This window comes from Shinella sp. Sh6 (assembly GCF_055392685.1).
This window is the reverse complement of record NZ_AP044005.1, coordinates 1,183,083-1,208,793: the sequence shown is the minus strand read 5'-3', so window position 1 is coordinate 1,208,793 and position 25,711 is coordinate 1,183,083. Positions and strand designations below refer to the sequence as shown.

23 protein-coding genes and 3 tRNA genes are annotated in these 25,711 nt (G+C 65.6%); 4 read left to right on the top strand and 22 right to left on the bottom strand.

The window, feature by feature from the left end:
* Window positions 1-106 precede the first annotated feature (106 nt).
* From ACZ5TO_RS05825 to ACZ5TO_RS05730, 20 genes are all read right to left on the bottom strand, one after another.
* A complete protein-coding gene (locus tag ACZ5TO_RS05825; RefSeq protein ID WP_464799883.1) occupies window positions 107-1,774 on the bottom strand; it encodes a ribonuclease J in 1,668 nt (555 codons plus the stop codon).
* Between the two features lie 15 nt (window positions 1,775-1,789).
* Window positions 1,790-2,554: a biotin--[acetyl-CoA-carboxylase] ligase gene (locus ACZ5TO_RS05820; protein WP_464799882.1), complete on the bottom strand. Its 765-nt coding sequence runs from the start codon at window positions 2,552-2,554 to the stop codon at window positions 1,790-1,792.
* The gene (gene nuoN / locus ACZ5TO_RS05815) at window positions 2,554-3,996 is read right to left on the bottom strand and encodes an NADH-quinone oxidoreductase subunit NuoN (protein WP_464799881.1); all 1,443 of its coding nucleotides are present in this window, start codon (window positions 3,994-3,996) and stop codon (window positions 2,554-2,556) included. The genes ACZ5TO_RS05820 and nuoN overlap by 1 nt, the downstream gene beginning before the upstream one ends.
* A gap of 18 nt (window positions 3,997-4,014) precedes the next feature.
* Window positions 4,015-5,529 (bottom strand): NADH-quinone oxidoreductase subunit M, encoded by a 1,515-nt coding sequence (locus ACZ5TO_RS05810; RefSeq protein ID WP_184145408.1) that lies wholly within the window; start codon window positions 5,527-5,529, stop codon window positions 4,015-4,017.
* Window positions 5,529-7,526: an NADH-quinone oxidoreductase subunit L gene (nuoL, locus tag ACZ5TO_RS05805; RefSeq protein WP_464799880.1), complete on the bottom strand. Its 1,998-nt coding sequence runs from the start codon at window positions 7,524-7,526 to the stop codon at window positions 5,529-5,531. The genes ACZ5TO_RS05810 and nuoL overlap by 1 nt, the downstream gene beginning before the upstream one ends.
* A 7-nt stretch (window positions 7,527-7,533) precedes the next feature.
* Complete coding sequence (gene nuoK / locus ACZ5TO_RS05800) at window positions 7,534-7,842, bottom strand: NADH-quinone oxidoreductase subunit NuoK (protein WP_184145406.1); 309 nt, start codon at window positions 7,840-7,842, stop codon at window positions 7,534-7,536.
* A gap of 27 nt (window positions 7,843-7,869) precedes the next feature.
* Window positions 7,870-8,484 (bottom strand): NADH-quinone oxidoreductase subunit J, encoded by a 615-nt coding sequence (locus tag ACZ5TO_RS05795; RefSeq protein ID WP_464799879.1) that lies wholly within the window; start codon window positions 8,482-8,484, stop codon window positions 7,870-7,872.
* A gap of 102 nt (window positions 8,485-8,586) precedes the next feature.
* Complete coding sequence (gene nuoI, locus ACZ5TO_RS05790) at window positions 8,587-9,078, bottom strand: NADH-quinone oxidoreductase subunit NuoI (protein WP_184145404.1); 492 nt, start codon at window positions 9,076-9,078, stop codon at window positions 8,587-8,589.
* A 36-nt stretch (window positions 9,079-9,114) separates the two neighbouring features.
* Window positions 9,115-10,161: an NADH-quinone oxidoreductase subunit NuoH gene (gene nuoH, locus ACZ5TO_RS05785; protein ID WP_184145403.1), complete on the bottom strand. Its 1,047-nt coding sequence runs from the start codon at window positions 10,159-10,161 to the stop codon at window positions 9,115-9,117.
* 20 nt (window positions 10,162-10,181) lie between these two features.
* Window positions 10,182-12,260: an NADH-quinone oxidoreductase subunit NuoG gene (gene nuoG, locus ACZ5TO_RS05780; RefSeq protein ID WP_464799878.1), complete on the bottom strand. Its 2,079-nt coding sequence runs from the start codon at window positions 12,258-12,260 to the stop codon at window positions 10,182-10,184.
* A 119-nt stretch (window positions 12,261-12,379) separates the two neighbouring features.
* Window positions 12,380-12,991 (bottom strand): NADH:ubiquinone oxidoreductase, encoded by a 612-nt coding sequence (locus tag ACZ5TO_RS05775; RefSeq protein WP_464799877.1) that lies wholly within the window; start codon window positions 12,989-12,991, stop codon window positions 12,380-12,382.
* Between the two features lie 4 nt (window positions 12,992-12,995).
* Window positions 12,996-14,300 carry an NADH-quinone oxidoreductase subunit NuoF gene (gene nuoF / locus ACZ5TO_RS05770; RefSeq protein ID WP_184145400.1) on the bottom strand — a complete coding sequence of 435 codons (1,305 nt, stop codon included), beginning with the start codon at window positions 14,298-14,300 and terminating at the stop codon, window positions 12,996-12,998.
* Between the two features lie 11 nt (window positions 14,301-14,311).
* Window positions 14,312-15,424 carry an NADH-quinone oxidoreductase subunit E gene (locus ACZ5TO_RS05765; RefSeq protein WP_464799876.1) on the bottom strand — a complete coding sequence of 371 codons (1,113 nt, stop codon included), beginning with the start codon at window positions 15,422-15,424 and terminating at the stop codon, window positions 14,312-14,314.
* A 16-nt stretch (window positions 15,425-15,440) separates the two neighbouring features.
* On the bottom strand, window positions 15,441-15,677 hold the full coding sequence (locus tag ACZ5TO_RS05760; RefSeq protein ID WP_464799875.1) for a hypothetical protein: 237 nt from the start codon (window positions 15,675-15,677) through the stop codon (window positions 15,441-15,443).
* On the bottom strand, window positions 15,677-16,867 hold the full coding sequence (locus ACZ5TO_RS05755; RefSeq protein WP_184145397.1) for an NADH-quinone oxidoreductase subunit D: 1,191 nt from the start codon (window positions 16,865-16,867) through the stop codon (window positions 15,677-15,679). Before ACZ5TO_RS05755 ends, ACZ5TO_RS05760 begins: the two co-directional genes overlap by 1 nt.
* 48 nt (window positions 16,868-16,915) lie before the next feature.
* Window positions 16,916-17,521, bottom strand: a complete 606-nt coding sequence (locus ACZ5TO_RS05750; protein WP_464799874.1) for an NADH-quinone oxidoreductase subunit C — start codon at window positions 17,519-17,521, stop codon at window positions 16,916-16,918.
* Between the two features lie 19 nt (window positions 17,522-17,540).
* Window positions 17,541-18,122 (bottom strand): NuoB/complex I 20 kDa subunit family protein, encoded by a 582-nt coding sequence (locus tag ACZ5TO_RS05745; protein ID WP_464799873.1) that lies wholly within the window; start codon window positions 18,120-18,122, stop codon window positions 17,541-17,543.
* Complete coding sequence (locus ACZ5TO_RS05740) at window positions 18,113-18,478, bottom strand: NADH-quinone oxidoreductase subunit A (RefSeq protein ID WP_184145395.1); 366 nt, start codon at window positions 18,476-18,478, stop codon at window positions 18,113-18,115. The genes ACZ5TO_RS05745 and ACZ5TO_RS05740 overlap by 10 nt, the downstream gene beginning before the upstream one ends.
* Window positions 18,479-18,967: 489 nt before the next feature.
* Window positions 18,968-19,044: transfer RNA gene (locus ACZ5TO_RS05735), tRNA-Asp, on the bottom strand.
* 47 nt (window positions 19,045-19,091) lie between these two features.
* A tRNA-Asp gene (locus tag ACZ5TO_RS05730) sits at window positions 19,092-19,168 on the bottom strand.
* 242 nt (window positions 19,169-19,410) lie between these two features.
* Between ACZ5TO_RS05730 and ACZ5TO_RS05725 the strand changes: the two genes are divergently transcribed.
* Window positions 19,411-19,486: transfer RNA gene (locus ACZ5TO_RS05725), tRNA-Val, on the top strand.
* Between the two features lie 123 nt (window positions 19,487-19,609).
* On the opposite strand, the gene hutC is transcribed toward ACZ5TO_RS05725, so the two are convergent.
* Complete coding sequence (gene hutC, locus ACZ5TO_RS05720) at window positions 19,610-20,287, bottom strand: histidine utilization repressor (protein WP_464799872.1); 678 nt, start codon at window positions 20,285-20,287, stop codon at window positions 19,610-19,612.
* Between the two features lie 158 nt (window positions 20,288-20,445).
* Window positions 20,446-21,792 carry a formimidoylglutamate deiminase gene (locus ACZ5TO_RS05715; RefSeq protein WP_464799871.1) on the bottom strand — a complete coding sequence of 449 codons (1,347 nt, stop codon included), beginning with the start codon at window positions 21,790-21,792 and terminating at the stop codon, window positions 20,446-20,448.
* Between the two features lie 105 nt (window positions 21,793-21,897).
* Here ACZ5TO_RS05715 and hutI point away from each other — a divergent pair, with 105 nt between their 5' ends.
* The 3 genes from hutI to hutG all read left to right on the top strand — a co-directional run bounded on the left by hutI (window position 21,898) and on the right by hutG (window position 25,703).
* Complete coding sequence (gene hutI, locus ACZ5TO_RS05710) at window positions 21,898-23,121, top strand: imidazolonepropionase (RefSeq protein ID WP_464799870.1); 1,224 nt, start codon at window positions 21,898-21,900, stop codon at window positions 23,119-23,121.
* A 40-nt stretch (window positions 23,122-23,161) separates the two neighbouring features.
* Entirely contained in the window at window positions 23,162-24,697 is a 1,536-nt protein-coding gene (hutH, locus tag ACZ5TO_RS05705; RefSeq protein WP_464799869.1) for a histidine ammonia-lyase, read from the top strand.
* A gap of 202 nt (window positions 24,698-24,899) precedes the next feature.
* Window positions 24,900-25,703 (top strand): N-formylglutamate deformylase, encoded by an 804-nt coding sequence (gene hutG / locus ACZ5TO_RS05700; RefSeq protein WP_464799868.1) that lies wholly within the window; start codon window positions 24,900-24,902, stop codon window positions 25,701-25,703.
* The last annotated feature ends 8 nt before the right edge of the window (window positions 25,704-25,711 follow it).

The following is a 25,711-nucleotide window of genomic DNA, read 5'->3' as shown; positions in this document are numbered from 1 at the left end:
AAGCAATTCACGCAGCAAGAAGGAAAACTTTGCCGCTCGTTTCCTTCTCCCCGCTTGCGGGGAGAAGGTGGCCGGCAGGCCGGATGAGGGGCAACGCCAAGCGGGATCAGACTTTCGTCAAGAACACCGTGACGACAGGCTTCTTGCCCCAGATCTCGTTCGCGGTGGAGCGGACGGCGCGGCGCACGGCCTCGCGCACCATTTCGAGGTCCTTTCGGCGGGCGCGCGGAATGCTCTCCACGGCCCCGAGCACGGCGTCGTAGAGCGTGTCGCCCATGTCCTCGCCCTCGTCGTCGAACTGCGGCAGGCCGAAGGGCTCCACCTCGGGATCGCCCATGAAATCGAAACGGCTGTCGAGCAGCACGCTGACGGCGACATGGCCGACGAAGGCGAGCTTGCGGCGGTCGCCGATGCCCATCTCCTCATAGTCGCCGATGAGGTTGCCGTCCTTGAAGATGCGGCCGTGCGGCGCTTCGCCGACGACCTCCGGCGCACCGGGCGCCAGCCGCAGGATATCGCCGTTGCGCACGCGCGGCACCTCGGCAATGCCCGACTGCGCGGCAAGCTCGGCGTGGGCGACGAGATGCGCCGCCTCGCCATGCACCGGCACGACCATCTTCGGGCGCACCCAGCCATACATCTGCTGCAGCTCGTTGCGGCGCGGATGGCCGGAGACGTGCACCAGCGCCTCGGCGTCGGTGATGATGTGGATGCCCTGCTCGACGAGGCCGTTCTTGATGTCGTTGATCGCCTTCTCGTTGCCGGGAATGGCGCGCGAGGAGAAGATGATCGTGTCGCCGGCGGAGAAGGCGACGTTGCGCATCTCGTCGCGGGCGATCTTGGCGAGCGCCGCGCGCGGCTCGCCCTGGCTGCCGGTGAGGATGACGACGACCTTGTCGCGCGGGATATAGCCGAACTCGTCCTCGGCGATGAAGGGCTTGATGCCCTCCATGAGGCCGATGTCGCGCGCCACATCCGTCACGCGCTTCATGGAGCTGCCGAGCAGCAGCACCTCGCGGCCGGCGGCCTCGGCGGCCCGCGCGATGGAACGGATGCGCCCGACATTCGAGGAGAAGGTGGTGATGCCCACCCTGCCCTCGGACGCCTCGATGATCTTGGTGAGGCTCTCGGAGACCTCGCGCTCGGAGGGCGAGATGCCGTCGCGCACCGCGTTCGTGCTGTCGCAGATGAGGGCAAGGACACCCTCGTCGCCGAGCTTGCGGAAGCGGGCCTCGTCCGTCAGGGGCCCGAGCGAGGGTTCGAGGTCGATCTTCCAGTCGCCGGTATGGATGACGGTGCCGAGCGGCGTCCTGATCGCCAGCGACATCGGCTCGGGAATGGAGTGGTTGACGCCCACCGCCTCGATCTCGAACGGGCCGAGGTTGATGCGGTCGCCCTGCTTGAAGATCGTCACCGGGATCTCGGTGCGGCTGCGCTCGTAGTCGCGCTTGGCCTCCAGCATGCCGGCGGTGAACGGCGAGGCGTAGACCGGCACGTTGAGGCCCGGCCACAGCTCGTTCAGCGCGCCGTAATGGTCCTCGTGCGCATGGGTGATGATGATGCCCTTGAGGTTCCTGCGCTCTTCGGCGAGGAAGCGGATATCGGGCAGAACGAGGTCGACGCCCGGCAGATCCGGCCCCGGGAAGGTGACGCCGCAATCGACCATGATCCACTGGCGGTTCGTCTTCGGCCCATAGCCGTAGAGCGCCAGATTCATGCCGATTTCGCCGACGCCGCCAAGCGGCAGGAACACCAGTTCGTCTTCTTTTGCCATCGGGTTCAAACAGTCCTATCCAAAAAATACGTCGCCGGCCGCGATCAGCCGCGTGCCGCCGTCATCCGTCTCCAGTTTCAGGAGACCTGTATCATCAATTCCGGCAAAGCGCCCGGAAATAGAACGGTCGGGAAGATTGACCGTTATGTTTTCCCCGATGCCGCCGGCGACCGATTTCCAGCGCTCCATGACGGCCGAAATCCCGCGCCCGCGGTTCCACAGGGCAAGCGTTTCGGCCATCGAGCGGAAGAGCCAGGCGAAGAGCTCGTCCGGCGAGGCCGAGGCGCCGAAACCCCGTAGCGTCGCCACCGGATAGAGCCCGGCCTCCGGCGCCACGGCGACGTTGATGCCGCAGCCGATCACCACCGCATGGCGCCCGTCGGCAAGCGTCTCGCCCTCGATCAGGATGCCGCAGATCTTGCGGCGGTCGACGAGGATGTCATTCGGCCACTTGATCAGCACGTCGGGGCTGTCCAGCGGCATGATGCGGCTGACGGCCTCTTGCACGGCGACGGCGACGGCGAGCGGCAGGGAGCCGAGCCGTTCCATCGGGGCGGGATCGATCAGGAGCAGCGAGGCATAGAGATTGCCGGGTTCGGAGAACCAGGCGCGTCCGCGCCGCCCGCGCCCGCCCGTCTGCCGGCCGGCGGTGATCCAGAGACCGGAAAGCGCGCCCTTTCGGGCGCGCTCCAGGCATTCCGTGTTGGTCGAGCCGACCTCTGCGAGCGCCTCGTGCCGGAAATCGTCGAGCGACATCCGGCCGGGCATGTCTGCGCGCATCAGAAGAAGGTCCGCGCCGCAGCTTCGGCCGCGCTGCCGAGCGGCCCGCCGATCAGCACATAGCCGACGACGAAGAGGCCGGCGAGGCCGAAGACCAGCTTCAATTCGCCCGGCGTGCGGGCGAATTCGCCGGTGGCGTTGTCGAACCACATCACCTTGACCACGCGCAGGTAGTAGTAGGCGCCGACGACCGAGGCGAGGACGCCGATGATGGCGAGCGCATAGAGCTGCGCCTCGATGGCGGCCATGAAGACGAAGTACTTGGCGAAGAAGCCGCCCAGCGGCGGGATGCCGGCCAGCGAGAACATCATCGCCGTCATCGCCGTCGCCATGAAGGGGTTGGTCGCGGAGGCGCCGGCAAGATCGTCGATGTTCTCGACATAGCCGCCTTCCTTGCGGCGCATGGCGAGGATGCAGGCGAAGGCACCGAGCGTCATGACCATGTAGACCAGCATGTAGAGGACGACGCCGCGCACGCCCGCCATGGAGCCGGAGGCAAGGCCGACCAGCGCATAGCCCATATGGCCGATGGAGGAATAGGCCATCATGCGCTTGATGTTGCGCTGGCCGATGGCGCCGAAGGCGCCGAGCAGCATGGAGGCGATGGCGATGAAGACCACGACCTGCTGCCAGTCGGCGACGACCGGCTGGAAGGCGTCGATGACGATGCGCACCAGCATGGCCATGGCGGCGACCTTCGGGGCACCCGAGAAATAGGCCGTGACCGGGGTCGGCGCGCCTTCATAGACGTCCGGCGTCCACATGTGGAACGGCACGGCGGAGATCTTGAAAGCGATGCCGGCGAGGATGAACACGAGGCCGAAGACGAGGCCGAGCGAGCGGCCTTCCGAGGTCAGCGCCGCGGCGATCTCGGCAAAGCCGATATGGCCGGTGAAGCCGTAGACCAGCGACATGCCGTAGAGCAGCAGGCCCGAGGACAGCGCGCCGAGCACGAAGTATTTCAGGCCCGCTTCCGTCGAGCGCAGGCTGTCGCGGTTGATCGCGGCGAGCACGTAGAGCGCCAGCGACTGCAGCTCGAGCGCGAGATACAGCGACAGGAGGCTGTTGGCCGAAATCATCAGCAGCATGCCGAGCGTCGAGAGCACGATGAGCACGGGGAACTCGAAGCGGTCGAGCTGCTCGGACCGGTCGTGGCCGACGGTCATCACCATGGCCGTGACGGAGCCGATCAGCGCCAGCACCTTCATGAACTTGCCGAAGGCATCGGAGACGAAGGCGCCGCCATAGGCCTCGCCCTCGCCCGTCGCAAGGACGAGCCAGAGGCCGGCGATGATCAGCAGGGCGACGGCAAGCCCGGTGACGATCGTTCCCGACCGTTCGCCGGAGAAGACACCGATCATCAGCAGGACCAGGCCGCCGACGGCGAGGATGATCTCCGGCGTCGAGAGATGAAGGCTGGCAAGGATTGTATCAGCGGTCATTGTCTTCCAGTCCCGTCGTCAGTTCGCCAAGAGCGCAACGGATTGCTGCGCCGCCTGCAGAGCCGCGGAATAGTGATTGAGGAGCGCGTCGACCGAGGCCGCCGTCACGTCGAAGACGGGCGCAGGGTAGACACCGAAGAAGATCGTCAGGATCAAGAGCGGATAGAGAAGCAGCTTCTCGCGGCCGGAAAGGTCGGGCAGCGACTTCAGGCTTTCCTTCTCCAGCGCGCCGAAGATGATGCGGCGGTAGAGCCACAGCGCATAGGAGGCCGACAGGATGACGCCCGTCGTGGCGAAGAGCGCGACCCAGGTATTGGCGCGGAAGGCGCCGAGCAGGGTCGTGATTTCGCCGACGAAGCCGGACGTGCCCGGAAGGCCGACATTGGCCATGGTGAAGACCATGAAGGCGACGGCATATTTCGGCATGTTGTTGACGAGGCCGCCGTAGGCCGCGATCTCGCGGGTGTGCAGCCGGTCGTAGACGACGCCGACGCACAGGAACAGCGCTCCGGAGACGAGGCCGTGCGAGAGCATCTGGTAGATGGCGCCCTGCAGGCCCTGCACGTTCGCCGCGAAGATGCCCATGGTGACGTAGCCCATGTGCGCGACCGACGAATAGGCGATCAGCTTCTTCATGTCGTCCTGCATCATCGCGACCAGCGAGGTGTAGATGATGGCGATGACCGACAGCGTGAAGACGAAGGGCGCGAAATAGTCGGAGGCGAGCGGGAACATGGCGAGCGAGAAGCGGATCAGGCCGTAGCCGCCGAGCTTCAGGAGAACGCCCGCCAGGATGACGGAGCCGGCCGTCGGAGCCTGGACGTGCGCGTCCGGAAGCCAGGTATGCACCGGCCACATCGGCATCTTCACCGCGAAGGAGGCGAAGAAGGCGAGCCACAGCCAGGTCTGCATATGTGCCGGGAAATTATAGGCGAGCAGCTCCGTGATGTCCGTCGTGCCGGCCTGCCAGTACATCGCCATGATGGCGAGCAGCATCAGCACCGAGCCGAGCAGCGTATAGAGGAAGAACTTGTAGGATGCGTAGACGCGATCCTTGCCGCCCCACACGCCGATGATGATGAACATCGGAATGAGGCCCGCCTCGAAGAAGACGTAGAAGAGGACGATGTCGAGCGAGACGAACACGCCGACCATGAACACTTCCAGGAGCAGGAAGGCGATCATGTATTCCTTCAGGCGCTTCTCGATGGTGTTCCAGCTTGCAAGCACGCAGAACGGCATCAGGAAGGTCGTCAGGATGACGAACAGCATGGAGATGCCGTCGACGCCGAGATGGTAGGAGATGCCGGTGCCGAGCCATTCGTGCTTCTCGGTCATCTGGAAGCCGGGGTTCGACGCATCGAAGCCCGTCCAGATGAAGAGCGAGAGGACGAAGGTGAAGACCGTCGTCAGCAGCGAGACGTTCAGGATGTTGCGGCGCCCGTAGGGGCTGTCTTCACGCGTCAGCAGCAGAAGCGCCACGCCGACGAGCGGGAGAAAGGTGACCGCTGAAAGAATGGGCCAATCGGTCATCAGATGGAACTCCCGAGCATCATCCAGGTGACGAGTGCTGCAATACCCAGCAGCATCGCGAATGCGTAGTGATAGAGGTAGCCGGTCTGGAGGCGCACGACGCGGTCGGTGACGTCCACGACGCGGGCGGCGATGCCGTTCGGGCCGAGCCCGTCGATGACGGCGCCGTCGCCCTTCTTCCAGAGGAACTTGCCGAGCCGCTTGGCCGGGCGGACGAAGAGGAAGTCGTACAATTCGTCGAAGTACCACTTGTTGAGCAGGAACTGGTAGAGGCCGCGATGCTGCTCGGCAAGGTACTTCGGCGTTTCCGGCGAGCGGATGTACATGTACCAGGCCAGCACGAAGCCGACGGCCATGGCGACGAACGAGCTCCACTTCACCCAGATCGGGACGTTGTGGAATTCGTGGACGAGATGGTTGTCGGGGAGCGTGAAGAGCGCGCCCTGCCAGAATTCGTCATAGTGGTGGCCGTAGAAATACTGCACGAACAGGACGCCGGCGAGGACGGCGCCCGCGCCGAGGATGTAGAGCGGCACCAGCATGACGGCCGGCGATTCATGGACATGGTGCATGACGTCGGCGGAAGCGCGCGGCTTGCCGAAGAAGGTCATGAACGCCAGGCGCCAGGAATAGAAGCTCGTGAAGAGCGCGGCGATGACCAGCAGCGCGAAGGCGAAGCCGGAAAGCGGGCTTTCCGAGGCGAACGAGCTCTCGATGATCGCGTCCTTCGAGAAGAAGCCGGCAAAGCCGATGACGGTGCCCGGGATGCCGACGCCGGTCAGCGCCAGCGTACCGATGGTCATCATCCAGAAGGTGACCGGAATGTGCTTCCTGAGGCCGCCCATGTAGCGCATGTCCTGCTCGCCGTCGACCGCGTGGATGACCGAGCCGGCGCCGAGGAACAGGAGCGCCTTGAAGAAGGCGTGCGTGAAGAGGTGGAAGATCGCCGCGCCGTAAGCGCCGATGCCGAGCGCCACGAACATGTAGCCGAGCTGCGAGCAGGTCGAATAGGCGATGACGCGCTTGATGTCGTTCTGCACGAGGCCGACGGTCGCGGCGAAGAAGGCGGTGATGGCGCCGACCAGCGTCACGACCATGAGGGCGGTGTGCGACAGCTCGAAGAGCGGCGACATGCGGGCGACGAGGAAGACGCCGGCGGTGACCATGGTGGCGGCATGGATGAGGGCCGAGACCGGGGTCGGGCCTTCCATGGCGTCCGGCAGCCAGGTGTGCAGCAGGAACTGCGCCGACTTGCCCATCGCGCCCATGAAGAGCAGCAGGCAGGTGGCGGTCAGCGCCTGCGACTTGTCGAGCGTCATGCCGAAGAGGTTGATGACGGGCTCTGCGGCGTCCGCCGCGCCTTCGGCCGGCAGATAGCTCGCTGCGGCGGCGAAGATCGTCTCGAAATTGACCGAGCCGAAGAGTACGAAGACGCAGAAGATGCCGAGCGCGAAGCCGAAGTCACCAACGCGGTTGACGATGAAGGCCTTCATGGCGGCAGCGCAGGCCGACGGCTTCTTGTACCAGAAGCCGATCAGCAGGTACGAGGCAAGGCCCACGCCTTCCCAGCCGAAGAACATCTGGAAGAGGTTGTCCGACGTCACCAGCATGAGCATGGCGAAGGTGAAGAGCGAGAGATAGGCGAAGAAGCGCGGCCGGTTCGGATCGTGGTGCATGTAGCCGATCGAATAGACGTGCACGAGCGTGGAGACCGTGTTCACGACGACGAACATGACGGCCGTCAGCGTATCGACGCGGAAGGCCCATTCGACGTCGAGGCCGCCGCTCTGGATCCAGCGCAGCACGCTGACCTTGAGCATCTCCGTCTCGCCGAGCGCGACATGGAAGAAGACGATCCACGACAGCGCGGCCACGAGGATCATGAGGCCGGAGGTCACGTATTCCGACGCCTTGGCGCCGATGGTGTTGCCACCGAGGCCGGCGATCAGGAAGCCGATCAGCGGGAGGAAGACGATTGCCTTGATGATGGTATCCATGACCCGATCAGCCCTTCATCATATTGACGTCTTCGACGGCGATCGAACCGCGGTTACGGTAGAAGACGACGAGAATTGCAAGACCGATGGCCGCTTCCGCGGCCGCGACGGTCAGAATGAACAGCGCGAAGACCTGGCCGACGATGTCGTTCAGGAAGTGCGAGAACGCGACCATGTTGATGTTGACCGACAGCAGGATCAATTCGACCGACATCAGGATGACGATGACGTTCTTCCGGTTCAGGAAGATGCCGAAGACGCCGAGCATGAAGAGGATCGCGCTGACGGTGAGGTAGTGGGAAATACCGATTTCCATGATGCTTTTCCTTGGTCTCTCGCGGCCTCAGATACCCTGGCCCGGCTTCACCTTGACCACCTCGACGGCGGTTTCGGGCGTGCGGGCGACCTGCCTGGAAATATCCTGGCGCTTGATGTGCTCGCGGTGGCGCAGCGTCAGCACGATCGCGCCGATCATGGCGACGAGCAGCACGAGGCCGGCAAGCTGGAAGAAGTAGACGTAGTTCGTATAGAGCACGTCGCCGAGGGCGGCCGTGTTCGTGCGCTCGGTGACCGGCGGGATCGGCATGGCCGCACTGGCGGCGATCTCCGGCGAGAGCGTCGAGCCGCCGATGACGACGATGAGCTCGATGGCGAGGATGACGCCGATCAGCGCGCCGACCGGGGCATATTCGAGGGCCCCCGCGCGCAGCTCGGCGAAATCGATGTCCAGCATCATGACGACGAAGAGGAAGAGAACCGCCACGGCCCCGACATAGACGACCAGCAGGATCATCGCCAGGAACTCGGCGCCCGTCAGAAGGAAGAGGCCCGCCGAGTTGAAGAAGGTGAGGATCAGGAACAGCACGGAATAGACCGGGTTCCTGGACGCGATCACCATGAAGGCGGACGCCACCGCCACGAAGGCGAAGAGATAGAAGAATAGAGCCTGCAGACCCATTTTGGTGCCTTTTCGTCTTCCCCGGAGAAGGTTCCCCCTCCCCCGTCGAAGCCTGACGACCTCGCCGCCAGGCACTTCAGTTCATTCATGCCCTGCCGCCGGTCAGCGGTAAGGCGAGTCCATAGCGATGTTGCGGGCGATTTCCCGCTCCCAGCGGTCGCCGTTGTCGAGCAGCTTCTGCTTGTCGTAGTAGAGCTCCTCGCGCGTCTCGGTCGAGAACTCGAAGTTCGGCCCTTCGACGATGGCGTCGACCGGGCAGGCCTCCTGGCAGAAACCGCAATAGATGCACTTCACCATGTCGATGTCGTAGCGCACCGTGCGGCGCGTGCCGTCGTTGCGGCGCGGCCCCGCCTCGATGGTGATGGCCTGGGCCGGACAGATGGCCTCGCACAGCTTGCAGGCGATGCAGCGTTCCTCGCCATTGGGATAGCGGCGCAGCGCATGCTCGCCGCGGAAGCGCGGGGAGACCGGGCCCTTTTCGAAGGGATAGTTCACTGTCGCCTTCGCGCGGAAGAAGTAGCGCATCGACAGGGCGAAGGCGGCTACGAATTCCTTGAGGAACAGCGAATTTGCGGCTTGCGAAAGACTAGCCATTTCAAGCTCCAATGCTGCCGAGGTTCAGGGCGGTCCTCATGCGGACCAGCCCGTGAGCTTCAGCACGAATGCGACGATGACGACCATGGCGAGCGAGATCGGAAGGAAGACCTTCCAGCCGAGGCGCATGAGCTGGTCGTAGCGATAGCGCGGCACGAAGGCCTTCACCATCGCGAACATGAAGAAGACGAAGCCGGCCTTGAGGACGAACCAGACGATGCCCGGGACCCAGTTGAGGAACCAGACGTCGACCGGGGGCAGCCAGCCGCCGAGGAAGAGGATCGTCGTCAGCGCGCACATCAGGCAGATGGCAGCATATTCGCCGAGCATGAACATCATGTACGGGGTCGAGCCGTATTCGACCATGAAGCCGGCGACGAGTTCGGATTCGGCTTCCGGAAGGTCGAAGGGCGGGCGGTTCGTCTCGGCGAGTGCCGAGATGAAGAACACGATGAACATCGGGAACAGCGACAGCCAGTGCCAGTCGAGGAAGGACGCCGGCAGGCCGAGGCGCGTGCCGAGGCCGTCATGCTGCGAATTGACGATGTCGGTGAGGTTCAGCGAGCCGACGCAGAGCAGAACGGTGACGATGACGAAGCCGATGGAGACCTCGTAGGAGACCATCTGCGCGGCCGAGCGCAGCGCGCCGAGGAACGGATACTTCGAGTTCGAAGCCCAGCCGCCCATGATGATGCCGTACACTTCCAGCGAGGAGATCGCGAAGATGTAGAGGATGCCGACATTGATGTTGGCGATCACCCAGCCGTCGTTGAGCGGCACGACCGCCCAGGTGGCGAGCGCCAGCGTCACGGAGACGAGCGGGGCGAGCAGGAAGATCACCTTGTTGGCCGTCGCCGGGATCACCGGTTCCTTGAAGACGAACTTCAAGAGGTCGGCGAAGGACTGGAAGAGGCCCCAGGGGCCGACGACGTTCGGGCCGCGGCGAAGCTGCACGGCCGCCCAGATCTTGCGGTCGGCAAGAAGGATATAGGCGATGAAGATCAGCAGCGCGACCAGCAGCAGGAGCGACTGGCCGATCATGATCGCGGCAGGCCAAACGTAGGTCGAAACGAAAGCGTCCATAATGCTTTATCCCTTCGCGCTCATTCCGCCGCGACTTTGAAGTTGTTGCGGGCCAGTGCCGAGCATTCGGCCATGACCGCGGACGCGCGCGCTATCGGGTTCGTCAAATAGAAGTCTTTGATCGGAGACGCAAACCCGGAATTCGCCATCGTCCCGCCTTTTTTCGCAAGCGCGGAAAGATCGGCGATATTGCCGGCCGCGATCTCGTCGATCCCGGCGAAATGCGGGTGCGCCTCATAGAGCTTCGCACGGAGCTGGAGCAGCGAATCGAACGGCAGCTTCTTGCCGAGCACGTCGGAAAGCGCGCGCAGGATCGCCCAGTCCTCGCGGGCGTCGCCCGGCGCGAACCCGGCGCGGTTGCCCATCTGGACGCGGCCTTCGGTGTTGACCCAGGTGCCCGACTTCTCGGTATAGGTCGCGCCCGGCAGGATGACGTCGGCGACATGCGCCGCGTTGTCGCCGTGCGAGCCGATATAGACGGTGAAGGCGGTCTTCCTGGAAAAATCCATCTCGTCGGCGCCGAGCAGGAAGAGGACGTCCGTGCCCGTCAGCATGTCGGCCGCGGTCTTGCCGCTTGTCCCCGGCACGAAGCCGAGATCGAGGCCGCCGACGCGCGCGGCGGCGGTGTGGAGCACGGCAAGGCCGTTCCAGTCCGCCTTGACGGCGCCGACCTTCTCGGCAAGCGCCGAGACGGCCGAAAGAACGGCAAGGCCGTCGGCGCGCGACAGCGCGCCCTGGCCGACGATGATCATCGGGCGCACGGCCTTCTTCAGCTTGGCGGCGAACTTGACCGAACCGTCGAGGAGGCCGGAGAGCGTGTCCGTGCCGGCGCCGAGGTAGTCGTAGCCGTAGCGCAGGTCCGCCTCTTCGCCGATCACGCCGATCGGGAAGTTGTCCATGCGCCAGCGCTTGCGGATGCGGGCGTTGAGCACGGCCGCTTCCAGGCGCGGATTGGCGCCGACGATGAGCAGCGCATCGGCTTCGTCGATGCCCTCGATGGTCGGGTTGAAGAGGTAGCTGGCGCGGCCGAGCGAGGGATCGAGCACCGAGCCGTCCTGGCGGCAGTCGATGTTCTTCGAGCCGAGCGACGCCATCAGTTCGCGAAGGGCGAACATTTCCTCGACGGAAGCGAGGTCGCCGGCGATCGCGCCGATCCGGTCGCCCGACTTGCCGGCGACGGCGGCCTTGACGGCGCCGAAGGCCTCGGCCCAGGTGGCGGGCTGCAGGCGGCCGTCCTTGCGCACATAGGGGCGGTCGAGGCGCTGGGTCTTCAGGCCGTCCCAGATGTAGCGGGTCTTGTCGGAGATCCACTCCTCGTTTACCGCCTCGTTGACGCGCGGCAGGATGCGCATGACTTCGCGGCCGCGCGTATCGACGCGGATCGCCGAGCCGACGGCATCCATGACGTCGATCGATTCGGTCTTGTTCAGCTCCCACGGACGGGCCGTGAAGGCGAAGGGCTTGGAGGTGAGCGCGCCGACCGGGCAGAGGTCGACCACGTTGCCCTGCAGCTCGGAGGTCATCGCCTGTTCGAGATAGGTGGTGATCTCGGCGTCCTCGCCGCGGCCGATCAGGCCGAGCTCGGAAATGCCGGCGACTTCCGTCGTGAAGCGGACGCACCGCGTGCAGTGGATGCAGCGGTTCATGATCGTCTTGACGAGCGGGCCGATATACTTGTCCTCGACCGCGCGCTTGTTTTCCTGGAAGCGCGAGCTGTCGACGCCGTAGGCCATGGCCTGGTCCTGCAGGTCGCATTCGCCGCCCTGGTCGCAGATCGGGCAGTCCAGCGGATGGTTGATGAGCAGGAACTCCATCACGCCTTCGCGCGCCTTCTTGACCATCGGCGTGGTCGTGAAGACTTCCGGCGGCTCGCCGTTCGGGCCCGGGCGCAGGTCGCGCACGCCCATGGCGCAGGAGGCCGCCGGCTTCGGCGGGCCGCCCTTCACCTCGACGAGGCACATGCGGCAGTTGCCGGCAACCGACAGCCGCTCGTGGAAACAGAAGCGCGGAACCTCGGCGCCGGCCTCCTCGCACGCCTGAAGCAGCGTGAAGTGATCCGGGACTTCGATTTCTTTTCCGTCGACTTTCAGCTTTGCCATATCTCAATCCCGCTTTTGACGAGGGAAGCTCCCCGCGTCTTGCCAGCGCCATTCTCTCCGGCTTCGGTGCGGGCCTTCGCCCGTCCCTTCGGCCTTCGTTCTCTGCCGGTTCCGGTAGGTCAGCCCCTGCCCTTTGCCAGCGTTCTTGCCTGCTCCACCCAGCCGTCGCGGGCGATACGCCCGCCGAGGCCGAGTTCGGCTTCGATCCGTGCCACATCGCCGTCCGTCAGGGCCGCGATGTCGGCGTAGCGCCGGAAGCCCATGCCGTTCAGCACCTGCTCCAGCTTCGGCCCGATACCCGAAATCGCCTTCAGGTCATCGGCCCTTGCGGCCTTCGCCGCCGTCTTCGGCGTCGCGCCCTTGCGCGCCACCTTCTCCGTCTTCTCCGCGGCGGACACTTCCGCCTTCGGAACGATCCTCAGCACCGGCGGCGCCCTGCGTTCCACCGCGTCCGCCCTTGCGGCCCGTTCGGCCGCCTCGTCCAGCACCGCCTTCGTCCGCTCGGCCGCGCCCTGCATCATGCCCAGCATCATGCCGGCCATCTGGCCCGCAAGGCCGAAGCCAATCGCGGTGGTGGCGACGAGGCCCGCGACCGGATGGGCCATCAGCGGATGCAGCGGAACGTCCGGCATCTGCCTCAGCCAGGGCGAGAACCCGAAGGGATCCTCGCCGGCGGCTTCGTCCGGCGGGGTCCTGGTCGCATTCGCATCCTGTCCCGCCGGCGTCTTCATCGTCTTACTCCGCGGCTTCCAGCACCGCGCCATGCGCCATGGCATTGGCGGTGTACTGGTCGATGCGCGCCTCGATCTCGGGGCGGAAGTTGCGGATGAGGCCCTGGATCGGCCAGGCCGCCGCGTCGCCGAGCGCGCAGATCGTGTGACCCTCGATCTGCTTGGTGACGTCGAACAGCATGTCGATCTCGCGCTTCTGCGCATTGCCGCGCACCATGCGCTCCATCACGCGCATCATCCAGCCCGTGCCTTCGCGGCAGGGCGTGCACTGGCCGCAGCTCTCGTGCTTGAAGAAGGCCGAGATGCGCCAGATCGCCTTGATGATGTCGGTCGAGCGATCCATGACGATCATGCCGCCGGTGCCGAAGGAGGATTTCACCTCGCGCAGGCCATCGAAGTCGAGCGTGACGTTCATCATGTCCTCGGCCTTGACGACCGGGCACGATGCGCCGCCGGGGATGACGGCAAGCAGGTTGTCCCAGCCGCCGCGGATGCCGCCGCCGTGCTTTTCGACCATCTCCTTGAAGGAGATGCCCATGGTCTCCTCGACCGTGCAGGGCGTGTTGACGTGGCCGGACATCATGAACAGCTTGGTGCCGACGTTGTTCGGGCGGCCGAACGAGGAGAACCAGCTTGCGCCGCGGCGCAGGATCGTCGGCGTGACGGCGATCGATTCCACGTTGTTGACCGTCGTCGGGCAGCCGTAGAGACCCATATTGGCCGGGAACGGCGGCTTCAAGCGCGGCTGGCCCTTCTTGCCCTCGAGGCTTTCGAGCAGCGCGGTCTCCTCGCCGCAGATATAGGCGCCGGCGCCGTGGTGCACGAAGACGTCGATGTCGTAGCCGAGCTTGTTGTTCTTGCCGAGCAGGCCCGCATCGTAGCATTCGTCGATGGCGGCCTGCAGCGCCTCGCGCTCGCGGATGAACTCGCCGCGCACGTAGATGTAGGCGGTGTTGGCGCCCATGGCGAAGGACGCGACCACGCAGCCCTCGATCAGCGTATGCGGATCGTGGCGCAGGATATCGCGGTCCTTGCAGGTGCCGGGCTCGGATTCGTCCGCATTGACGACGAGGTAATGCGGCCGGCCGTCGCTCTCCTTCGGCATGAAGGACCATTTTAGGCCCGTCGGGAAGCCGGCGCCGCCACGGCCGCGCAGGCCCGAGGCCTTGATCTCGTTGACGATCCAGTCGCGGCCCTTTTCGAGAAGCTGCTTGGTGCCGTCCCACTGGCCGCGGGCCATGGCGCCCTTCAGCGACTTATCCTTGGTGCCGTAGATGTTGGTGAAGATGCGATCCTGGTCTTTAAGCATGGTTCACCTCTTTACCGCGGCTTCTTGCCGAAGACGCGGATGTATTCTGCTTCGCCGCCCTTGGCGAGCGCCTTGGCCTGCTTGACCCAGTCGTCGCGCTCGATGCGGCCCTTGAAGTTCAGGTAGCTGTCGACCCATTCGCGCTCTGCCTTCTTCCAGGAGGCGACCTGCGCGAAGGTGAAGATGCCGAGATCGTGGAGAATGCCCTCGATCTTCGGGCCGACGCCGGAGATGAGCTTGAGGTCGTCCGGGGTTTCGGGACGCGCAATCGCGGCCGGACGATTCCTGTCGGCCAGCGAGGGCTTGCCTGCGGGGGCGCTCTCGCCTTCGGCGCGGGTCTCGCCCTTCACCTCGGCATTGGCGGCAGCTTCCGCCTTGGCGTTCGCCGGGGTCTTCAGCTTGGGGTTCGTCTCGTCCGCATCGGTCCGGGCGCGGGCGGCGTTCGACGGGGGAACGCTGACGCTGTCCTCGTCCGCCTTCCTGGCGCGGGACGGCGTCTTCTTCGCGGCCGCTTCCGGCGCGTTGAGGCTGGTGAGGCCGCCGACCGGCGCGGAATAGACACGGTCGATCTGCGGGCCCGGCTCGACGGTCGAGCCCTTGCCGGCGTCGAAGCGGTCGATGATGTGCTCGAGCTGCGTGGCCGTCAGGTCCTCGTAGCTGTCCTTGAAGATCATGACCATCGGTGCGTTGACGCAGGCGCCCTGACACTCGACCTCTTCCCAGGAGAGCGTGCCGCTCTCGTTGCGGTGGAAGGGCTCGGGGTGGATGCGCTTCTTGCACACGTTGATCAGGTCTTCCGCGCCGCGCAGCATGCAGGGCGTCGTGCCGCAGACCTGGACATGGGCGCGCGTGCCGACCGGCAGGAGCTGGAACTGCGTGTAGAAGGTCGCCACTTCCAGAACGCGGATATAGGCCATGCCGAGCATGTCGGCGACGACCTCGATGGCGGCCTTGGTGACCCAGCCGTCCTGCTCCTGCGCCCGCATGAGAAGCGGGATGACCGCCGATTGCTGGCGGCCCTTCGGATACTTGTTGATCGTTGCCTTCGCCCAGGCCGCGTTCTCCTTGGTGAAGGCGAAGCTGGCGGGCTGGACACTGTCTTCGGCTAGTCGACGAACGGACATTCTGTAACGCCTTGTCTCAGTTAATCTGCCGGCACTGCGTTTGGTTCGTGTTGACGAACTCGCAGGCATAGGCCGACTTGTCATTCTGCATGAATACGACGTAGCGGCCGCCGTTCGGCGCCGCCGCCTTGATTTCATAGCCCTGGCTGGCGAGCTGCCCCATGGTCACGGACGCGCTCTTCTCACCGCTGTCCTGCGCGAAGGCGGGAGCGGCAAGGAGAACGGCGGCGGCGGCAAGGGCGGGCTTCATCATCAGCGGTCAACCTCGCCGAACACGATATCGAGCGAACCGAGGATCGCCGAGACGTCGGCAAGCTGATGGCCGCGACAGATGAAATCCATGGCCTGCAGGTGCGCATAGCCCGGTGCGCGGATCTTGCAGCGATAGGGCTTGTTGGTGCCGTCGGCGACGACGTAGACGCCGAACTCGCCCTTCGGCGCTTCCACGGCGGCATACACTTCGCCGGCCGGAACGTGGTAGCCTTCCGTATAGAGCTTGAAGTGATGGATGAGCGCTTCCATCGAACGCTTCATCTGGCCGCGCTTCGGCGGCACCATCTTGCCGTCGATGGAGGAGACCGGGCCGACCTTGGCATCGCCCAGCAGGCGGTTGACGCACTGGCGCATGATCTTGGCAGATTCGCGCATCTCGATCATGCGGATCAGGTAGCGGTCGTAGCAGTCGCCGTTCTTGCCGATCGGGATGTCGAAATCCAGCTCGGAATAGCACTCGTAGGGCTGCGAGCGGCGCAGGTCCCAGGCGGCGCCCGAACCACGCACCATGACGCCCGAAAAGCCCCAGGCCCACGCGTCTTCCAGCTTCACCACGCCGATATCGACGTTGCGCTGCTTGAAGATGCGGTTGTCGGTCAGCAGGACCTCGATCTCGTCGACCGTCTTCAGGAACGGGTCGATCCACTTGCCGATGTCTTCCACCAGCTCGTGCGGCAGGTCCTGGTGCACGCCGCCCGGCCGGACATAGGCCGCATGCATGCGCGCGCCGCAGGCCCGCTCGTAGAACACCATCAGCTTCTCGCGCTCCTCGAAGCCCCAGAGCGGCGGCGTCAGCGCGCCGACGTCCATGGCCTGGGTCGTCACGTTGAGGAGGTGCGACAGGATACGGCCGATCTCCGAATAGAGCACGCGGATGAGCTGGCCGCGGATCGGCACCTCGGTGCCCGTCAGCTTCTCGACGGCGAGCGCGAAGGCATGCTCCTGGTTCATCGGCGCCACGTAGTCGAGGCGGTCGAAATAGGGCACGGCCTGAAGATAGGTCTTCGTCTCGATCAGCTTCTCGGTACCGCGATGCAGGAGCCCGATATGCGGATCGACGCGCTCGACGATTTCGCCATCGAGCTCGAGGACGAGACGCAGAACCCCGTGCGCCGCAGGGTGCTGCGGGCCGAAGTTGATATTAAAGTTGCGAACGTTGTGCTCGTTCATGCCGCTTGCTCCAGAAGCCGGTGCCCTGTCGGGCCACACGACCCAAAATCAGTTCGTCTTCGCCTTCTCGTCGCCCGGCAGCACGTAGTCGGTGCCTTCCCAGGGAGAGAGGAAGTCGAAGTTGCGGAATTCCTGCTTCAGCTCGACAGGCTCGTACACGACGCGCTTGACCTCGTCGTTGTAGCGCACCTCCACGAAGCCGGTGGTCGGGAAGTCCTTGCGCAGCGGATGCCCCTCGAAACCGTAGTCCGTGAGGATGCGGCGAAGGTCCGGATGGCCGGTGAAGAGGATGCCGTACATGTCGTAGGCCTCGCGCTCGAACCAGTCCGCGCCCGGATAGACGGAGCAGGCGGACGGCACCGGCTGGTCCTCGCCCGTCGCCACCTTGACGCGGATGCGCAGGTTCTGGCGCGGCGACAGGAGGTGGTAGACCACGTCGAAGCGCTCGGCGCGGGCCGGCCAGTCCACGCCGCAGATGTCGACGAGGTTGACGAAGCCGCACTGCACGTCGTCGCGCAGGAAGGTCAGAAGCTCGATGACGCGGGCGCCATCCGTCTTCAGGGTGAGTTCGCCATAGGCGATGTCGGCGGAGGCGACGAGACCGCCGGCCGCTTCGCCGATATGGGAGGAAAGCTCCTGGAGGGCTTCGCTCATATTCTAAAGTCCCCTGCCCTTAACGCTCGATCGTACCCGTCCGGCGGATCTTCTTCTGCAGCAGGAGCACGCCGTAGAGGAGCGCTTCTGCCGTGGGAGGACAGCCCGGTACGTAGATGTCGACCGGCACCACGCGGTCGCAGCCGCGCACCACCGAATAGGAATAGTGATAGTAGCCGCCGCCGTTGGCGCACGAGCCCATCGAGATGACGTAGCGCGGCTCGGGCATCTGGTCGTAGACCTTGCGGAGCGCGGGCGCCATCTTGTTGGTGAGCGTGCCGGCGACGATCATGACGTCGGACTGGCGCGGCGAGGCGCGCGGCGCGAAGCCGAAGCGCTCGACGTCGTAGCGCGGCATGGAAAGCTGCATCATCTCGACGGCGCAGCAGGCCAGGCCGAAGGTCATCCACATCAGCGAGCCGGTGCGCGCCCAGGTGATGAGCTCATCGGTCGAGGTGACGAGGAAACCCTTGTCGGCGAGCTCGTTGTTGATCTCGCCGAAGAAGGCGTCGTTGCTGCCGACCGGCTTGCCGGTGTTGGGATCGATGATCCCCTTGGCCTCAGGCGCGACGAGCGTGGCGTTCGTATGAGCTACTCCCATTCGAGTGCTCCCTTCTTCCATTCGTAGATGAAGCCGATGGTCAGGACGCCGAGGAAGACCATCATGGACCAGAAGCCGAACCAGCCCATCTTCGCGAAGGAGACGGCCCACGGAAAGAGGAAGGCGACTTCCAGGTCGAAGATGATGAAGAGGATCGACACGAGGTAGAACCGGATGTCGAATTTCATGCGCGCATCGTCGAAGGCGTTGAAGCCGCATTCGTAAGCGGAGAGCTTTTCCGAATCGGGCGCCTTGTATGCGACGGCGAACGGCGCGACGAGCAGCGCGATGCCGATCACAAGCGCGATACCGATGAAAATGGCGATCGGGATATAGGAACCGAGAAGTTCAGTCATTGGCGTCCATCCTGCCTGCCCGCGGCGCCGGAGAGACGCCTGTGGCCATGAAGGCCTGCAAGCCGATAAAGTATGTTGCAACGGCACGTCGTTAGCGCAGTGAGCGTCCCCGCGCAAGGCTTTGTCCGGCTTTCGCCGCAATCATTGTGCTCTTTTCCCGGCCGGCCGGAAACGCCACCGCCAAAGCCATTTAAATCGTTACGATTTCATGAAGCCCGGCTTATGAGGGCCTTCACTTTCATATAGGCATCCCTCCCGGTCGCCGCAACGGCCCCGCGTCCGGCCGGCCGCGCCGCCAGCGATGTGGCGGCCACCCGCAATCACGCCCGGGCCGGGCATCCCCACTCTTGACGGAAGGCAAAATCCGCGACGTGCGACCGGCATGCGCCGGCGGAAAGACGGGGATCCACAGCGGCGATTCGGCGCAGGCGCGCGCCGCGCACAAACGACTTCAGGAAACGGATGCAATATCCTGGAGAGAAAGAAGAATGGCGCGAGTGACGGGGCTCGAACCCGCGACCTCCGGCGTGACAGGCCGGCACTCTAACCGACTGAGCTACACCCGCGCATCTTGTTGGCCGCAAGGGCCCGCATGCTTGTCCGAACCTTCGAGTGGCGCGAGTGACGGGGCTCGAACCCGCGACCTCCGGCGTGACAGGCCGGCACTCTAACCGACTGAGCTACACCCGCATTCCTCGAAAGACCGGATGACGAAGCATCCGCGTCGAGCGGCCGAGCCGTTCGATGAGCGGCTAACTACGGGGTTCGTGTTTGGGTGTCAAGCAGGTTTCAAGACAAAAGAATGACGTGCCGGAAAATGTTTCCACACCCTTCCGGCTTCCCGCGGGCCGGCTCAAAAAAATGCAAAAAACTTGGCGATTGCCTCTTGCGGTTCGATCCGGTTCCGCATAGATCACAGCCACCAACGCGGCGGGCGATTAGCTCAGTTGGTAGAGCGCCTCGTTTACACCGAGGATGTCGGGAGTTCGAGTCTCTCATCGCCCACCATTTTCCCCTTGTTTCCATCCGGTTACACCAATCTGCCGCAAGGCTGCGCTGGTCGATGCGCGTCCTCTCGTCGTGATGGGCGCAACCTGCCTCCGTCTTTTTTCTACAGTTCGAAAAGAATGCCTACCGCGGGTGGGTCGGGGCGAATTCGGCGACGAGTTCGTGCTTTTCGCCGGGGTAGGTCAGGCGGACGTGGGTGATGTAGAGGCCGCCGCTCCAGGTGCGGCGCTCGACGACGAGGCACGGCGTGCCCGGGGGGATAGCGAGGAGCGCGGCGGCGCGGGGATCGGCGCCGACGGCGCGAATGCGGTGCTCGGCGGCGCTCCAGGGCACGCGGCTGATGAGCCATGGGCCGGGGGCGACGGTGTCGAAGGTTTCCCCGGCCGTTTCGGGCACGGCGGCGAGGTTGATGATGCGCTCTTCCAGGCAGAAGGGCTGGACGCCGGCGAAATGCAGGGCCGTGATGTCGGTGAGGCGCGTCGGCTCCGGCAGGTCGAGCAGGCGGCGGTCGGCGGCCTTCGCTGCCCGGTCCGTGCGGCTGCGGCGCTCGTAGCGGTACGGCAGGCCGAGCGATTCGACCTCCAGGCGGATATCGTGGATCTCCAGCACCGCCGACTGCGCGTGCGGATGGGTGACGTAGCTGCCGGACTTGCGGCGGCGCTCGATGAGGCCGCGCTTGACGAGCTCGGTGATCGCCTTGTTCACCGTCATGCGCGAGCATTGGTATTGCTCGGTCAATTCGTGCTCGAAGGGGATGCGGTGGCCGGGCGGCCATTCGCCCGAGAGGATTTTCCCCTCCACATCGTCGAGGATGCGGCGGTGCAGCGACGGCTCCTTGCCGTCGGCCTGGGGCTTGTCCTCTTCGGGGGAAATGGAAATGGCCGCCTCCGCGCGTGTGCCGGGCGGGAATCGCCCGGCTCCTTGTCTTAGGAAAGGCCGCAGCGCCTTTCAATGGAAAGTCAGGCGTCGGCGAGCGCCCGCATCGTCTCGGCAAAGCGCCGGCCGACCGCCTCGCGCGCGACATGGCGGCCGCCCTCGACCTGCCTGCGCCCGTTCACCCAGACGCAATCGACCGTCGCGCCGTTGGCGAAGATCCAGCCGTCGAGCAGGCCGTCGCCCGCAAGCGCCAGGCCGTGGCGCGGCGCAAGGCTGACGAAATCGGCGGCGTTGCCGGCGGCAAGGCCCGACGGCGCACCGAGCGCGGCGGCCCCGCCGGCAAGCGCCCCGTCGAAGAGCGCGCGGCCCGTCGAACCGCCGGGGGCGGCCAGCACATTGCGGGCACGGTGGGCGAGGCGCTGCGAATATTCGTACTGGCGCAACTCGTCCGGCAGGCCGATCAGCACGTTGGAATCCGAGCCGACGCCGAATCGGCCGCCGGCGGCAAGGAAATCGGCGCCTGCGAAGATGCCGTCGCCGAGATTGGCCTCCGTCACCGGGCAGAGGCCGGCAATCGCGCCGGCCTTCGCCATGCCGGCGGTCTCGGCCCCGGTCATGTGCGTGGCGTGGATGAAGCACCAGCGCGAATCGACGGCCTGATTGTCGAGCAGCCACTCCACGGGGCGTCGGCCGGACCAGGCGATGCTGTCCTCCACCTCCTTCACCTGCTCGGCGATGTGGATATGCACCGGCCTGTCGCCGGCCATGGCGACGACGGCGGAAAGCTCCTGCGGCGTGACGGCGCGCAGGCTGTGCGGGGCGACGCCGGTGACGCCTTCCGGCAGGCCGTCGGTGAGCGCGCGGCAGCGCTCCAGCAGGCGCGCATAGGACTCGGGATCGTTGATGAAGCGGCGCTGCCCCTCGCCCGGCGCCGTGCCGCCGAAGCCGGCATGGGCGTAGAAGACCGGCAGCAGCGTGAGCGCGATGCCGGTCGTGGAGGCCGCGGCGGCGATGCGCGCGGCCATCTCGGCGATGTCACTATAATGCCCACCGTCCTTGTCATGATGCAGGTAGTGGAACTCGCCGACGCGGGTGAAGCCCGCCTCCAGCATCTCGACATAGAGCTGGGCGGCGACGGCCTCGACGTCGTCCGGCGTCATGGAGAGCGCGAAGCGGTACATGACGTTGCGCCAGCTCCAGAAACTGTCGCTGCCCGGCCCGCGCGTCTCGGCAAGGCCGGCCATGCCGCGCTGGAAGGCGTGGCTGTGCAGGTTCGGCATGCCGGCGACGAGGGTGTCGTGGCGCTCGTCGGCGGCTTCAGGGGCGGCGTCCGTCTCGACCGCGCTTATGCGGCCCGCCTCGACATGCAGCCGCACATCGTTCGCCCAGCCGCCCGAAAGCAGCGCCTGCCTTGCATGAATGACGGCCATCGTCCCCTCCTTCGCGGTACACTTGAACGCGGCCTCAAATTGGCCCTTGCGTGTTGCGCTATTATGTATATACATTATCTCCATCACAGGGAAGAGGCAATCGTGATGACGACACCGGAAAAGGATACGCCCCGCGTCTGGCGCAATGCGCGCCTCGCCACGCTCAACGAAAGCCTTCCGGGGCTCGGCATCATCGAGGCCGGCGCCATCGCCGTCGAGGACGGGCGCATCGCCTTCGCTGGCCCGGAAGCCGAGCTTCCCGCAGCCTTTGCCGGCGCCGAAAGCATCGACTGCGAGGGCCGCTGGATCACGCCGGGCCTCATCGATTGCCACACACATCTCGTCCATGCCGGCGACCGCGCCCATGAATTCGAGCTTCGCCTTGCCGGCGCCTCCTATGAGGAGATCGCGCGGGCGGGCGGCGGCATCGTCTCCTCCGTCAAGGCGCTGCGCGCGGCGAGCGAGGACGAACTGGTGCGCCAGACGCTTCCCCGCGTGGATGCGCTGATCGCCGAGGGCGTGACGACGCTGGAGATCAAGTCCGGCTACGGGCTCGATACCGAGAACGAGCTGAAGTCGCTGCGCGCGGCCCGCCGCATCGCCGAGGCGCGCGACGTCACCGTGCGCACCACCTTCCTCGGCGCCCATGCGCTGCCGGCGGAAATGAACGGCGACAAGGCCGCCTATATCGAGAAGGTCGTCGGCGAGATGCTGCCGGCCGTCGCCGCCGAAGGGCTGGCGGACGCCGTCGACGGCTTCTGCGAGGGCATCGCCTTCTCGACGGACGAGATGGCCAGGGTCTTCGATGCCGCGAAAAGCCACGGCCTGCCGGTCAAGCTCCATGCCGACCAGCTCTCCAACCTGCATGGCGCGGCGCTTGCCGCGCGTTACGGCGCGCTTTCGGCCGACCACCTCGAATATACTGACGATGCAGGCGCGGCCGCCATGGCGGAGGCCGGCAGCGTCGCCGTCATCCTGCCGGGCGCCTTCTATTTCATCCGCGAGACGAAGAAGCCGCCGGTCGAGCTCTTCCGCAAGCACGGCGTGAAGATGGCGGTCGCGACCGACGCCAATCCCGGCACCTCGCCGCTCACCTCCCTCCTCCTCACCATGAACATGGCCGCGACGCTCTTCGGCATGACGGTCGAGGAATGCATCGCCGGCACGACGCGCGAGGCCGCCCGCGCGCTCGGCCTCGTCGACGAGGTGGGAACGCTGGAGGCCGGGAAATGGGCCGATTTCGTCCTCTGGGACATCGGCCGGCCGGCGGAGCTGGTCTACCGCATGGGCTTCAACCCCATGCACAGCCGCATCCGCAGCGGACAGTAATTCGATCAATGGCAGCCGGGAGCTGCCACGGGAGTGAACCATGACAATCACGCTTCATCCGGGCTCCGTGCCCCTCAAGACCCTTGAAACCATCTACCGCACGGGCGAAGCCGCCCGGCTCGACGCGTCCTTCGACGCGGGCATCGAGAAGGCCGCCGCGCGCATCGCCGAGATCGCCAGCGGCGACGTGCCGGTCTACGGCATCAACACGGGCTTCGGCAAACTCGCTTCCATCAAGATCGCGCCGGCCGACGTCGCCACGCTCCAGCGCAACCTGATCCTGTCGCATTGCTGCGGCGTCGGCAAACCGCTCGGCGAGAACATCGTGCGCCTCGTCATGGCGCTGAAGCTCATCTCGCTCGGCCGCGGCGCCTCCGGCGTGCGGCTGGAGGTCGTGCGCCTCATCGAGGCCATGCAGGAAAAGGGCGTCGTCCCGGTCATCCCGGAACAGGGTTCCGTCGGCGCCTCCGGCGACCTTGCCCCCCTCGCCCACATGACGGCGGTGATGATCGGCGAAGGCGAGGCCTTCTATGCCGGCGAGCGCCTGCCGGGCGGGGCGGCGCTCGAAAAGGCCGGCCTGAAGCCGGTCGTGCTGGCCGCCAAGGAGGGCCTTGCCCTCATCAACGGCACGCAGGTCTCCACGGCGCTGGCGCTCACCGGCCTCTTCCGCGCCCACCGCGCCGCGCAGGCCGCGCTCGTCACCGGCGCGCTCTCGACGGATGCCGCCATGGGCTCCTCCGCGCCGTTCCATCCCGATATCCACACGCTGCGCGGCCACAAGGGCCAGATCGACGCAGCCGCGGCGCTCCGCGCGCTGCTCGCCGGTTCCGTCATCCGCGAAAGCCACATCACCGGCGACGAGCGCGTGCAGGATCCCTATTGCATCCGCTGCCAGCCGCAGGTCGACGGCGCCTGCCTCGACCTCCTGCGGTCTGCCGCCCGCACGCTGGAAATCGAAGCGAACGCCGTGACGGACAATCCGCTGGTGCTTTCCGACGACACGGTCGTCTCCGGCGGCAACTTCCATGCCGAGCCCGTCGCCTTTGCCGCCGACCAGATCGCGATTGCGGTCTGCGAGATCGGCGCCATCGCGCAGCGGCGCATCGCGCTGCTGGTCGACCCGGCCCTCTCCTTCGGCCTGCCGGCCTTCCTCGCCAAGAAGCCGGGCCTCAATTCCGGCCTGATGATCGCGGAAGTCACCTCCGCCGCGCTGATGAGCGAGAACAAGCAGATGGCGCATCCCGCCTCGGTCGATTCGACGCCGACCTCGGCCAACCAGGAAGACCACGTCTCCATGGCCTGCCACGGCGCCCGCCGCCTCCTGCGCATGACGGAGAACCTTGCCGCCATCGTCGGCATCGAGGCGCTGACGGCAGCACAGGGCATCGAGTTCCGCGCCCCGCTCACCACGAGCCCGGAACTGCAGAAGGTCGTGGCCGCATTGCGCACCGTCGTGCCGACGCTGGAGGAAGACCGCTACATGGCCCCCGACCTTGCGGCCGCCGGCACCTTCATCTCCTCCGGCGCGCTCGCCGCCTCCGTCTCCAAGGGCATCCTGCCGGTGCTGGAGGTGTGAGGATGGACATGTTTGCCTTGATACCCTCCTCTGCCCTGCCGGGCATGAAGACCCTCTCTGCCTGCCGGCATCTCCCCCACAAGGGGGGAGAAAGGCTGGACGCACGCTCTTCCCTCCATTCTTTTGCGCGCAGAGTGCCGCGCGTTAAGTCCCTCCCCCTTGTGGGGAGGGGTTGGGGAGGGGTTTTCATGGAGGCCATCCGATGAGCACCGTCTTCGAAACCCACCAGGGCACCTCGCCCGTCATCCTCGCCTTTCCGCATACCGGCACGGAGGTTCCGGCCGATATATGGGAGCGGCTGAACGACAACGGCCGCATCCTCGCGGACACCGACTGGCACATCGAGCGCCTCTATGACGGCCTCCTGCCGGACGTGACGACGGTGCGCGCCACCTTCCACCGCTACGTGATCGACGCCAACCGCGACCCGGCCGGCGTCAGCCTCTATCCGGGGCAGAACACGACGGGCCTCGTGCCGGAGACGGATTTCGACGGCAAGGCGATCTGGAAGGACGGCGCTGCGCCGACCGAAGCGGATATCGCCCATCGGCTCGCCAATTTCCATGCGCCCTACCATGCGGCCCTTGCCGCCGAGATCGAGCGCGTGAAGGCGGTCCATGGCGTTGCCATCCTCTACGACTGCCATTCGATCCGCTCGCTGATCCCCTTCCTCTTCGAGGGTCGGCTGCCGGATTTCAACGTCGGCACCGACATGGGCCGCACCTGCGCCAAAGAGATCGAGGCGGCGACCGTCGACGTCTGCTCGAAGGCCGAGGGCTATACGAGCGTGCTCAACGGCCGCTTCAAGGGCGGCTGGACGACGCGCCACTACGGCAGGCCGGAAACCGGCGTCCACGCCATCCAGATGGAGCTTGCCCAGTGCAGCCATCTTGCAAGCGAGGCCCCGCCATTCGCCTACGACGCGGAAAAGGCCGAAAAACTCCGCGTCCACCTGAAAGACATCCTCACCCACATCGAGGCGCTTGCCTCCACCCTCAATCGCTGATCCGGGAG